This window comes from Pseudomonas sp. Larv2_ips (assembly GCF_963879675.1).
GTDB lineage: Bacteria > Pseudomonadota > Gammaproteobacteria > Pseudomonadales > Pseudomonadaceae > Aquipseudomonas.
The window spans coordinates 1,535,109-1,547,597 of sequence record NZ_CAWOAW010000014.1 but is presented as its reverse complement, the minus strand read 5'-3'; the positions used below and the strand labels follow the sequence as shown (position 1 = coordinate 1,547,597).

Genomic DNA, 12,489 nt, shown 5'->3' with positions numbered 1-12,489 from the left:
CCAAGGCTATGTTTCTGCATTGGTTTGAGGTGACTTCCTACGCTCTAAACGTGAATTTCCAAAGAATTCTGTCCGAATTCACCAATTCATTTACACAAATAAATACAGGTACGTGGCGCCGTGCTGGAACGAAATTTCCTCGTTTCAGCACTCAGGTGTGCGCCTCAGGAACACGGAAGATCTTTTGGGAAGGCGTCTTTTTAACCCAGCAAGGTAAACCAGATGACCAACACGAATGCAGTACAGCAAACCTTCAGGCTACAGTTGGCGCCGATGGCCAAAGCGCCTACACCGGCTGCGTTGAACGCCGCAACCGGCGCCGCCAACGATGACGTAACGTTGCTCGCCGAATATATCGCTGCCCTGCAGGACAAGTTGAAAGGCGTCGATGAAAAGATCGAGGTGCCAAAAAACACGCTGCTGGGTCAGTGGTTGACCCTCTATCACGCCCAGCTTGAGCGTCCGGTTGTACAGGAGTGGATGCGCCAGCAGCACATCGATCCTGCCACCGTCAGCATCGTTGCCAGCACCGGCGTGTTGCATGCCACGGTTGATGGCGTAGCCAGAAGATTTACCCTGAGCGATACCCCAGGCTGGAAGGCTATCGCCGAGCCAATACTGGCAGCGGCGCGCGTCATCACGCCCACGCCGGACACCCCGTTGCACCTGTCGTTCGAGAATGGCGTCCTGAAGGTGCCTCTGGCGGTTGTGGGCGATTTTTATGGCCAACCGCGCATGGACGGTGACGAGGTTCAGGTAGAACGCGAAATCCAGATATTGATCGCCACCAAGCGCCTGCGCCCTATCTCGGCAGGCGACCCGTTGCGACCTGCCGCGACCCGCTCTGTGCTGGCAATTGCAGATCAACGGTTAAGTGCTGAAACGTTCTATGCCGCCAAGCCCCAGGACGGTAGCGCCACAGGCACGGCGGTGCTGACCAAAACGGTAAAACACCTCATAGCAGACAAGGCAGATCTTTACGACTTGGCCGTCAAGCTGCGGTACGCAGCCACCCAGGGTGATGGTCAGCCTGCTACCGGTGCCCAGATCGCATACAGTTTGAACAATGAACGGTTAGTCCCTTTTGTCGGTTCGACATACGCCATGGCGCAAGGCCCGGCGCCCACATTGGCAGTAGCGCTGACCGACCTCGGCCTGGCACTTCCGCGCACCATGGAAGAGCTCACTGCGTTGGCGACCACGTTGGAGCAGCAGTCGCAATTGAGCCCTCTGGGCAATCTGGGTGGCGCACTTTCCTGGCCAATCCCGATGTCGCAAGCCGATCAACAAAAAATGTTGGATTTCCTCTACAGCGCCGAGCCCGGTGCGCCAGGCGGGGCATTGTCACCTGACAGCCAGGCGACGCTCGGTTACTTGATCAGAGGCAGTGCATTGACGGCGAACGATTTGCAGGACCCAGAAAAGGCCCTGCAAAAACTGCTCGACACCCCCAGGGCCCAAGCGTTGGGTAAAACCCTGCAAACGCAGATGAACGGCGCCTCCTCGGACAGCAGTATCTACGACTATCTATTGACCGCGCTCAACCTTGGAATGGATCCAAAGTCCTATCTTTCGCGTGAACGCAACGTAGTGGGCGAATTTGACCTGGCGGACCCGCAGCATTGGGGTCATTCACCCTCCTCGGTCATTGAAAGCCTTGGCCAGCATCTTGTCGCCACCCAAAAAGCCACGGTAGATACCGCCAAGCTCGCCACTCACCTGTTGTTAGGCCATACGGCCCCGCAGTTTCTGATTAAAGATATTCCCGGCAACCTGACCGTCGGCAGCCAGGCGTGGGCTTTCCTGTCGATTGCAGCGGCAACTATAGAAGCCGAGCGACCTGGCGCTGTGAGGCACATGACGTACGCCGAGGTCATGCTGGAGTACAACGCCTCCAAAGGCCGATCACCCGCTACCGAATACGCCCAAAGTACCGCGCTGGTTGATTGGGCTGTCGCCAACGGCGTCATTGCAAAAAATGCTGACGACACCTATACGCCCGCACAACTCGACAGCATAAAAAACAGCTTCAACCAACAACTGGAAGAGCGGCTCTCGGCTTCCAAAATGCTCTACGGAGCAATACCGACGCGAAAAGAAATTGCCCTGGCTACATTAAAGGAACGCTTTGGGGATCTGGGCCCGGTATTTGAAAAGAAAGTATTGGGCACTGATAGCTATCGCGGCACCGAGGACCAAACCGGGTTGGTCGGCCGACATTCGATGTTGGATATCGCCATGATGGACATGCCGAATCCGCGTCCTTGGAGGTCAGACGACCCCAGCATCCCATTGGAGCAGCTCAATGCAGCCCCGATAGTGGGTGTACAGAAAGCCTTCGATCAGCAGTTCACCCAAGCGATCTGGGATAAAAAGACCGGCACTAACGCCACGGTCAGGCATATGATCGCGCAGCTTCCACTCGAAGACAGACAAAACTTTGAGTTTGGAAAAGTCACTGTCTTTGAAGAGAGTTCACATCGGCTGGGCATGGGCTTTTTACCGAATAACACTGACCACCAAAAAGAACCCGGGCTGATATTCCGAACCGAACTGAATGGTCAGTCTCAAGCCTACGAAATCAATTTAAATGAAAGCACGATCAAACAGATCAATCTGAGCCGGGCACACACCAAGGTGTCGAGAGTAGCCAACCAGGTGCATGAGACCAAGCAAATCACGTTCAACCATCACGTGCATGACTTGGGTACAGAACGTGGCGTGCTGGCGTTACCTATGGATAGCTTTAACAGCATTCGATCCAACTTGATTGCCAGCGCATTTGTCGATCACCTCGAACTTGATGACCCCAGCATAAAAGAAGACGCCCGCGGGCAAACCACCCTGGATGCGTTACAAGGCGGCCCCAAACCACTTGACGATTTTTTGTTGAATCTGATCCCGTTCAGATCAGCCATTGTCAATTTCAATAGCGGCAACTACGGTGAAGCAGCCCAAGACCTCACCATGGATATATTCGGCTTTCTCACTGCCGGCGCTGCAGTCGCAGGCAAGCTGATCAAGATCGGCCGCTCAGCGCTCTCCATTGGCTCCAAGGTACTGAGTGGCACCCGCGTCATTGGCGCCGAAGCCATTTCCCTACTTAACCCTCTCAGTGGCTTGAATGAAATGGCGGCGCAGGGGGGCAAACTGCTGCTCAAAGGCGGGCGTTACGCACTGAACAAAAGTCTTGAAGCCGTTAACAAACTCAAAGGGGCTACCGGTAGCTATGACCTGCTTAAAGCCGCGAGTAAAAGCCAGGGTATAACAGCAACGGGCACCTACAAGTTTTTGGAGCAACGAGTGGACGTGGGCGCGACCCTACAGAACAATAAATGGTATGCCCTTGACCCCCTCAGCCAGAAACCCTTTGGGCAACCGCTGCTCGACTTCAAACCTGTCACTGTTGCTGGGAATGGTGAGATAAACCACAACTTCATTAACTGGTTGTCCACGTGGGTGGCGCCAACCCCCCGGACCCCTAATCTTGGCGAAGTGTTTAAGAAGGCCATAGATGACGTCAAGCTCAAGGATATCGCTGGTTACAACCGTGGCTACGCTAACCCAAGGGGCCAAACCATAGACGGCTACTACCCAACCATGAACGTGCTTGAACTTAAAGAGCTGGCCATCCTCCCCCGCCGAACCCCCGAAGAGACAGGGGCACTGGCCAAACTGATAGAAAATCTCCAGACCAAAAACAGTCTTGAGTACTCCAGGATGTTTAGCGAAGAAATTGCAAAGGCAGGCGGTAAAGCCATCGGCATGCCGCAAACCTTCTACCTGGCTTCAAACGACATTACTTCATCAGGAGAATGTGCTGCGTTGGCTAACACCATGGCGTTGGCTATTCAGCATGGTAAAGAGCGTGTACTGATCGATAACTTCTTCAAAGCCAGCTTAAATTCCATCGACCCCACCATTACTGGTTTCCGCCGACAACTGAACACCATGCACCAAGCGCTTCGCGTGAACTTTCACGGCACCAATCCGGTTTCCCGGCAAGCGTACACCGACATTATTAATGACCTCAGTAATAGAACCACATCAACCACCCTCAAGATCAGCACCCAAAATCACGGGCTTCTGGCGGGCGTCATTGTCAATAACAACCAGAAAGAATGGTTTTTCTTTGATCCCAACTTCGGCCTGGCGAAGTTCCCGGACGAAGCTTCAATGCGCCGGGGGCTGGACGCTACCTTGAATAGCGGCTGGAGCGCCGGCACGCTTAAACCGGTTGCCATTAACCACGGCATTCCGGAGTACGACGTCAGCACCTTCAATGACTTGGACTTTCTGGCGACGGTTCCTTACAACAACCCGTACGCACTGTTCAATACCGCGCTCTGATCCACAGGTGACTCACTGGCGTGAATGGCACTTTTGGACGGTGCCATTCACGCAACGCGTCATCCCCCCAAGCCGCGGACTTGCACGCGACATTTGCGCCCATTCCCTTCACAATGCCTGCGCCAACGGAACTTGCCGAGATTGACGCGACTCATTAGAGAATGGTCTTTCAACCGCTAAAGACCTGCCCACTTCATTTTTTCGGGAATTTTGATTATGTCCGCCACCCCCTCCACCCTCCTTGTAGTCGAAGACGACGCCATCGTGCGCATGCTGATCGTCGATGTACTCGAAGAATTGGAGTTCACAGTGATAGAAGCGGCGGACGCTGAAGAAGCTTTGAAAGTGGTCGAAAACACTGCACAGGTGATCGACCTGATGATGACCGATGTTGGCCTGCCTGATATGGACGGTAAAGAACTGGCCGCCAAGGTGCGTGAGCTACGCCCTGCCCTGCCAATCCTGTTTGCCAGCGGCTATGCCGAAAGCATCGACGTGCCGGCCGGCATGCAAGTAATTGGCAAACCTTTCTCCATCGATCAATTGCGCGACAAAGTCAAATCCATGCTGCCCCACGCATAGTCCCTCATTTGCCGCAGGCCGCCGGATACGGGGGCATTCCCGACCTCAGCGTATTTCGCCATTCCCAATGGCGCTGCGCGCTCATTTGACTGAGCCGCTCGCGCGTCAGGGATTTGCTGCTAGCTTGAATCGATATCATCCGTGAATGCCCAAGCGCGTCATCGTCAACACCTGCGTCAAACCGCAACAGACAGGGGCGCGCCAAGGCGATGATTTACCTCAGTTGGCCTGGTTTGCAGGGATTAACGTGACGTTCGCGAAATAAAACTGGAAACTCGTCGCCTTCAACTCCCGTCAGTCAAAAGAACTCTGGAAGGACGCAACAACATGATTGGAAAACCGACGCGCCTGCTGTTGGCGAGCCTCTCGATATTCATGAGCACCGGTGCCTGGGCTGACTTCACGGCAACCCCCGCCGAAGCACGGGCGATTGCCAAGGAAGCCTACCTGTATGGCTACCCGGTCGTGGCGATGTACAAGACGCTCTACACCCAGGCCGTCGATAAAGGCGGGCCCAACTTCAAGGCGCCGTTCAACCATATCGGCAATACCGCGCAGGTGTTCACCCCCAAGGACACTGCGTTCGCCACCCCGAATTCGGACACGCCCTACTCCTTCGTATGGATGGACCTGCGCAAAGAGCCGTTGGTGTTGACCCTGCCCAAGATCGAAGACAACCGTTACTACTCGGTGCAGCTGATCGACCTCTACACGCAGAACATCGCTTACCTGGGCACCCGCAGCACCGGCAACAACGGCGGCCACTACATGATCGCCGGCCCGGACTGGAAAGGTCAGCAGCCGGTTGACGTTGACCGCGTGGTGTACAGCGAAAGCAATATCGCCTACGCCCTGTACCGCACGCAGCTGTTCGATGAAAAAGACCTGAACAAGGTCAAGCAGATCCAGAACGGCTACAAAGTGCAGCCCCTGAGCAGCTACGTCAAACAGCCTGCGCCGGCCGCGGTGCCGAAAATTGAATGGCCCAAGCCGATGGCCACCATGACCGAAGGGCCGCAGCTGTTTCGTTACCTGAACTTCATGTTGGCCTTCGCCGCCCCTCAGGACAGCGAAAAGGACCTGCTGGCGCGCTTTGCCAAGATCGGCATCGCCCCGGGCGCGCCGTTCAAGGTCAAGGACTTGACCGCAGAGCAGCGCAAAGCCCTGGAAGACGGGATTGCCGACGGCCGAGCCGAATTCGCCGCGTTCAAGAAAGACAAAATCGACACTCACCAAGTGGCCAGCGGCGACCTGTTCGGCAGCCGCGACCGCCTGAAAAACAACTACCTGTACCGCTACGCCGGTGCGGACCTGGGAATTTTCGGCAACTCCCCCGATGAGGCCATTTACCTGAACTACTTCGTCGACAGCGAGGGTAAACCGGCCAACGGCGCACGGCACAGCTACACCGTGCACTTTGACAAGGATCAACTGCCGCCCGCTGAAGCGTTCTGGTCGCTGACCATGTACGACGCCAAGACCAAGCTGCTGGCGCCCAACCTCAAAAAGCGCTACCTGATCAATTCGCGGATGTTGCCCAACCTCAAACTGGACGCCGACGGCGGCCTGACCCTGGCATTGCAGCACCACGAGCCACCGAAGGCCGAACAGAGCAACTGGCTGCCGGCACCGCCCGGCCCGTTCTACGCAGTACTGCGCATCTACTTGCCCAAGCCTGAAGCAAGTAACGGCCAATGGAAGTTGCCACCGCTGACGCCGCTCAAATAATCCTCGGCTAACAGCCGCGTGCCCGTTCGCCACCGGTTTGCGACCGGGCATGCACCCTGCGGGTCTTCGAAGCGGGTGCGCCAAGTACGCCAGCAAGACCGCGCCCTCCCTCACTCCCACTGGTTCAGCGGACACTAAACCGGGTAAGGTGCGCGCGTTATTTATGGAGTTGTACCGCACATGACTTGCTGGGATGTCCTCGGCCTATCCCCGAATGCCGATAGCCGCACGATCAAACGCCAATACGCCACCTTGCTGAAGAAAACCCGACCGGATGATGATCCGGAAGGTTTTCAACGCCTGCGTGAAGCGTACGAACACGCCTTGAATTGGCAACAATGGACGCAGGAAGACGACGGCGCTGAGCTGGCCGTGGCCACGGTGCCGACGGCCTTGGCTGCCCAAACCTTGCAGGAGCACTACACGCTGGCGATGGCCGCGGGTGCCGGGCTGGAATTTGAAGTGGGGCTGCTTAAACGCTGCCTCTGGGACGAGGAGCTCAATGAAGAGGATCGGCGTTGGGCGTTTGACACTTTCCAGTGGCTCAGCGCCTGGCAACGCCTGGAGTTGCCGCAAGCGCTGATCGAAGCCTTGGCCGAACAGCGCAGGCAAGCCTTCCCACACACTGAGCCTGGCCATGGCCGAGCGTGACGAAGCGGCTTTTCTCGCAGCTTATGCCGCGCGCGTTGATCAGCCCTGGCTCCAGCAACCGGCGCATGCCCAGTGGGTTCACCACATGCTGGCGACGCTGTTGACCGAAAGCCAGTTCTGGTCCCCCGCCGTGTTTGAGGCCGTGCGCACCGGCCAGGGATGGCAGGGCAGCGAACACGCCTGCCCCGCAGACGAATGGCAACACTTGATACGGCGCCAGCAAGGCCCGGTATTCATGGCCCACCAGTACGCGTTGGCGGCCACAGCGCCCAATACCCCACAGCAACGCGCCGCGCGCTTATTGCTGGCGCCGATGTCTCTGGGCCAGCGGCGTGCATTCGCCCAGCGCCTGAGTGAACACGACTGGGAGGCGTGCCGAACCTTGGCCGCGACCCTTAAAGCCGACCATCCCGACATAGCACAGGCGATGCCAGGCGGCACGCCGTATTTCTGGCAGGATTGGGAAACCGCCTTCGACACCTTGCCGCTGCTGCTCGCGATTGTGCTGGGCTGCCTTGTCGGAGCGCTGTTCCAGTCGTCCTGGCAAGCGGGCGCGTTAGTGGACACTGCGGGGGACGCGTTGGCCTGGTCGATGGCCTACATGGCCGTTGGCGCACTGGCCTGGCAGGTGTGGCGCCCGTTGGCGCATTGGCTGCGCGTGCTGGATGAACGTCTCGGTGCAACACTACCGCGCTGGATGAGCCCCACCCGCCTGCCGTTGTTGCCGGTACGCGACCTGATCCCGGGTGCGGCCATGGGCATTGCCATCAGCGCTCAGTTCGGGCCCGTCGCCGGCCTGACACTGGTGGCGGTCCTGGCTGCCGTCGGCGCGGGCAAGCGCCGGGCAGGCATGAGCGTGAAGGAGTGGGCCGCCCATTTTCCGCGCCGGGCCTTGGGCGCCATCGGCCTGGGCGCCCTCGCCTTCGCCCTGGTGTTTGCCGGGTTCAAACACCTCGACAGCCGCCATCAAGTCGGTCGCCACCAAGGCCTGCAGCAATGGACCGAACGCGTGTGCAGCCGCATGCCGCAAACCGCTGAAGACTGTCAGGCCCCGGCCACACACGCGCAATGGTATGGCCAGGAGGCCGAGCAATGAACCCAGCCCTGTTACTCCCCATTGGCCTCGCGTTTATGCTGATGCTGGTCGGCCTGGCCGGCGCGGGCAAACACACCCAAGTGCTCGAGTTGTGGCTGGATAGGCTCGACGGCCCGCAAACCGCGGCCGCCAGTGCGCTGGCGCCGATCATCGACTGCATGAACCGCGTTGACCGAGACACGCGGCTGGCCTACCAGCGTTTGGTGCACCCGCCAATGGCCGAGTCAGCGCCTGAAGCGCAAACCTCTTTGCCGGCAGGTCGCTACGCCAGGTCACGCGAAGAGTTCGGCGACAACAGCGAGCCGCAGGCGCGGGTGATCCAGAACGACGTGTGCGCGCCCACCCTCACTACCAAGCTGGCGCATCAGCACCCCGCCAGCCCCTTGATCGGGATGACCGCTGAGTACCTCGCGAGCCTGCAGAAAATCTCCTCTACGCTGGGCACCTCGAACCAGCGGCGGCTGTTCGGCGACGTCTTGCAGCAACGCATTCAAGACGAACTCAGCAGAAATGGCGAAGCCTACGCGACGGTGTCCAGCCAGCTGCGCCGCGGCCTGGCGGTGCAAGATCAGCGTCTGCGCGTTGAGCAACGGGCTGTGCTGGAAGCGCGTCTGGGCCAGGACCTGCACTGGCACCTGCTCAATTACATGATCAGCGCACGCGCGGCGGTGGACCGGATCGACGACGGCGTGCGCACTGCCAGCCTGACGCCCCAGGCGCTGGCGAAGCTGACGGCGGCGGTGCAGCGCGCCAACGAAAACAGCGCAACCTTCGTGGACCACATCCCGAATAAAAACCTTAATGATGAAGCCCTGCACCTTTGGTACGTCATCAGGCAGCCCGCCGATGCCTACCTCATCGCGCTGCACAATCTGCTTCAAGACTGGCTGGACCACGCCCCGCCGCAACAGCTGAGTGACGATTACTACCTCGTGACTCGCCGCTACGACGCGCTGCTCAGTTATTACAACCGCCCGGCAAGAAATGCGTTCTAGCCCTGAGTGCGTGCGGCGCCCAGCTCAGGACTGCGCCGGGGCACCCGGCGCCGGGCGAGCCCGCTCAAACGCGATCGCGCGGGATCAGGCTCTGCAACTGCGACGCCAGAAAATTTGCGTCGAAGGCAAACGTGTCCGGGTCCTTCAGGCCGTTGGTTTTTTTCCATAGCCAATCGTTTTTATCAGCCGGCAGCACCAGTGATACGCTGCCGTGCCGTGCGGCGGTCAAGCCCATCACCGACACGGCGATCGAGCCGCCCGCCCCCATCACGTCCGGCACGAACTCCACCGTCTTGCCGGTGATGTGCACCGTCAGTTTTTCGGTTTTGAAGGTCGACGTCTCAACCGGCAGGCTCGGGCCGCTGGCGACATAGGCCTCACGGTGGACTTCCAGCAGCCCAGTGGTCTTGACGGGTTCCAGCCACTGCTCGATCTGCCCGAACAGCTCGCCGAGCTTTTGCGCCCAGCGTGCGGACTGTACGTCGAACTGCTGTTTTTTGTGCGCTTCGCTGTCGGCGTAATGACGAAGCATCTCGCCCAATTGCTGTACATCGTCCATTGCGGATTTCCTTGGGTGGGCCAGGTTGCGAACGCTGATCATGGCAGATGCGGCGGTTCAGCGTGCGGCTTAACTGCACCGGTCATTTGAACGGCAACTGCGTATGACTATTACGCAGCCGATGGGTAAGGTGAGGCGACATCCCCTGTCAGGAGCATCGCATGCGCACCATCGGCCTTATCGGCGGCATGAGCTGGGAGTCCAGCGCCGAGTATTACCGCATTATCAACCAGCGCGTGCGTGACCAGCTGGGCCCGCTGCGCTCGGCGCAACTGTTGATGTACAGCGTGGATTTCGGCCCGGTCGAGCAGGCGCAGCATGCCGGCCGTTGGGATGACGCCGCGCTGATCCTCGAGGATACGGCGCGCCGCTTGCAGGCTGGCGGTGCGGATTGCGTGGTGCTGTGTACCAACACCATGCATCGGGTTGCAGCGCGTATCGAGGCGGCCGTGTCGATTCCGTTCCTGCATATTGCCGATGCCGCCGGTGCCGCTGCGGTAGAAGCCGGTACGCTGACAGTCGGTTTGCTGGGCACGGCATTCACCATGGAGCAGGACTTTCTCACCGCACGCCTGACCGCCCAAGGCTTGACCGTGTTGGTGCCCGACGCTGACGAGCGCCAGGCCGTGCACCGAATCATCTATGAGGAGTTGTGTGTCGGCGTGCTCAGCGCGGCCTCGCGCCAGGTCTATCAGCGGGTGATCGAGTCGCTGGCCGCACGGGGCGCCCAGGCAATCATTCTTGGGTGCACGGAAATCGGCCTGCTGATCAAACCGCAGCACAGCAACCTGCCATTGCTGGACACCACCGAGCTGCATGCGCAGGCTGCGGTGGCGTTTGCTCTGGGGGGTTAAGCCGTCTGGCGCAGGCGCGCCATGCTCAGGGTGTCAACGAAGACGCCGTCACGCAGGGCGTAATCGCGCATCCGGCCTTCGACCTCGAAGCCGAACTTGCGATAGAGGTTATGCGCGGCTTCGTTGTCGGCGTACACCGTCAGTTCGACGCGGCGCAAATTCATCCAGTTGTCGGCCACGTCCAGCGCGGCCGTCAACAGCCTGGAGCCGACGCCCTTGCCTTGCCAGGCCGTGGCGACGCCCATGCCGAACGAACCGACATGGCTGCGGCGCACCCGCAGGGTTTGCTCCAGGCCAAGCTGGCCGATCACTTCCCCTGCATGCATCGCCACCAGCTGTAGCCGCCGCTCGTTATCCAGCGCCAGCTTGTTACGCCACGCCTGCACCGACTGAAAAGGCATTTGCAGCACCTGACGGCACACAGCCGGTTCGTTGTAGAGCGCAGCGACGCCTTCAAGGTGGGCCTCGGTGAAGCGCTGGATCACGATAGGGGATTCAGGTGTGCGCATTGCGTTTCTTCCTTGGAAAAACAAGTGGCCGCCCAGTGTAGAGGCCAAGCCGCCACGCTGGCTAGGGTGCTGGCACTGTCGTCCACAACGTCGGCCAATCGCCGTAACCCACCCCATTGCAGCGCGGCATCTGATGCAACTCGCGCAGTTGGAAAGCCTTGCCGTCAAACACCCAGACACCGCCCTCGCCGCAATCACCAACGCCACGCAGTTTGTAGAAATAGCTCAAGGTGCCGGTGGTCGGGTCGTAGCCGACCGAGCCTTGCAGGGCAGCGCCCTCCACAGGTAGCGGTTGAATGCTCAACGTGGTTTCGGCGTACGGCGCCTTGCGCTCACGGCTGCTGACTTCGTACTCGCAGGTGTAGGCCGCGCAGTCATAGCGCACCACTGTCAGGGCTTGAGCTTCGCTCAATGCGCCGACTTCGGCCTCGGGTTTCATCGCGGTGTCGGTGGTGGTGATCGCCTTCACCGCAGCGGCGGCCAGCGCGGCGTGTTCCTGGTCGTTGAGCGCCGGCGCCGACGTGAAGGGGCGCAGCACCGGTGGCGGCAAGCGTGCCGGCACGTCGCTGGCCGCGCTCTTGCCAGGCCGCGCAAGTGCGGTGACGTTATCCACCCGCCCTTGCACCGCGTCCATCAACAGCAGCGAGGCACTCAGCCCGCTCAGGGACACATGCGCGGTGTCATCGCCCGGTAACTGCAAACGCTGGCCGTTGCGCAAGCGCTGCAGCCAGAGCCGTGCCGGCGCGTCCTCGATCACGCCGTAGGATTGCAGGTGGGGATCAACACCTTGATCGTCCAACTGCACCTCCAGGCTGCGCGTCAGTGCCTGGCCCAGGGGCTTTCCGTCCAATTGCAGAGTAGAGAGGTCCAGCGCCTCACCGCGATGATCAACGCGTAAGCGCAGGTACCCTTCGGGGCCGGCTTGATGCCAGATATGCAAGGTCAGGGAGCTGGCATCTTCCTCATCCACGCCACTGGGCGCGCTGAGGGCGTGACAATTGCGCAGGTTGTCGCAGCCGGTGACCCAATTCTTGATTTCCCGCAGCAGCGGGACGGTTTCAGTCGCGGGTTGAGCGAGGGCCGGGGCGCTGATGCCAGTCAGCAACAGGGCCAGCAAAGCGGTGGTGCGCAGCATGGGGACTCTCCGTGTCGAAAAACGGCGCGG

Annotated in this window: 10 protein-coding genes; 7 read left to right on the top strand and 3 right to left on the bottom strand. The window is 59.6% G+C overall.

Annotated elements, in window-relative coordinates; translation table 11 throughout:
* Window positions 1-222 precede the first annotated feature (222 nt).
* The 6 genes from AACV02_RS13830 to AACV02_RS13805 all read left to right on the top strand — a co-directional run bounded on the left by AACV02_RS13830 (window position 223) and on the right by AACV02_RS13805 (window position 9,402).
* Window positions 223-4,350, top strand: a complete 4,128-nt coding sequence (locus tag AACV02_RS13830) for a hypothetical protein (RefSeq protein WP_119740333.1) — start codon at window positions 223-225, stop codon at window positions 4,348-4,350.
* A 216-nt stretch (window positions 4,351-4,566) separates the two neighbouring features.
* Window positions 4,567-4,932: a response regulator gene (locus tag AACV02_RS13825; RefSeq protein ID WP_106579181.1), complete on the top strand. Its 366-nt coding sequence runs from the start codon at window positions 4,567-4,569 to the stop codon at window positions 4,930-4,932.
* A 327-nt stretch (window positions 4,933-5,259) separates the two neighbouring features.
* Complete coding sequence (locus AACV02_RS13820; RefSeq protein WP_119740331.1) at window positions 5,260-6,660, top strand: DUF1254 domain-containing protein; 1,401 nt, start codon at window positions 5,260-5,262, stop codon at window positions 6,658-6,660.
* 180 nt (window positions 6,661-6,840) lie between these two features.
* A complete protein-coding gene (locus AACV02_RS13815) occupies window positions 6,841-7,311 on the top strand; it encodes a J domain-containing protein (protein ID WP_256680501.1) in 471 nt (156 codons plus the stop codon).
* A complete protein-coding gene (locus AACV02_RS13810) occupies window positions 7,298-8,407 on the top strand; it encodes a J domain-containing protein (RefSeq protein ID WP_256680500.1) in 1,110 nt (369 codons plus the stop codon). The genes AACV02_RS13815 and AACV02_RS13810 overlap by 14 nt, the downstream gene beginning before the upstream one ends.
* Window positions 8,404-9,402 (top strand): DUF3829 domain-containing protein, encoded by a 999-nt coding sequence (locus AACV02_RS13805; RefSeq protein ID WP_119740329.1) that lies wholly within the window; start codon window positions 8,404-8,406, stop codon window positions 9,400-9,402. Before AACV02_RS13810 ends, AACV02_RS13805 begins: the two co-directional genes overlap by 4 nt.
* Before the next feature lie 64 nt (window positions 9,403-9,466).
* Here the strand turns inward: AACV02_RS13805 and AACV02_RS13800 are convergent, their stop codons facing one another.
* Window positions 9,467-9,961, bottom strand: a complete 495-nt coding sequence (locus tag AACV02_RS13800; protein ID WP_106579177.1) for a hypothetical protein — start codon at window positions 9,959-9,961, stop codon at window positions 9,467-9,469.
* A 161-nt stretch (window positions 9,962-10,122) separates the two neighbouring features.
* Between AACV02_RS13800 and AACV02_RS13795 the strand changes: the two genes are divergently transcribed.
* Window positions 10,123-10,815 (top strand): aspartate/glutamate racemase family protein, encoded by a 693-nt coding sequence (locus AACV02_RS13795; protein ID WP_119740327.1) that lies wholly within the window; start codon window positions 10,123-10,125, stop codon window positions 10,813-10,815.
* On the opposite strand, the gene AACV02_RS13790 is transcribed toward AACV02_RS13795, so the two are convergent.
* Entirely contained in the window at window positions 10,812-11,324 is a 513-nt protein-coding gene (locus AACV02_RS13790; RefSeq protein ID WP_106579175.1) for a GNAT family N-acetyltransferase, read from the bottom strand. The two genes, AACV02_RS13795 and AACV02_RS13790, sit on opposite strands and share 4 nt — an antisense overlap.
* A 61-nt stretch (window positions 11,325-11,385) precedes the next feature.
* Window positions 11,386-12,459 carry a DUF1176 domain-containing protein gene (locus tag AACV02_RS13785; protein ID WP_119740325.1) on the bottom strand — a complete coding sequence of 358 codons (1,074 nt, stop codon included), beginning with the start codon at window positions 12,457-12,459 and terminating at the stop codon, window positions 11,386-11,388.
* Window positions 12,460-12,489 lie beyond the last annotated feature (30 nt).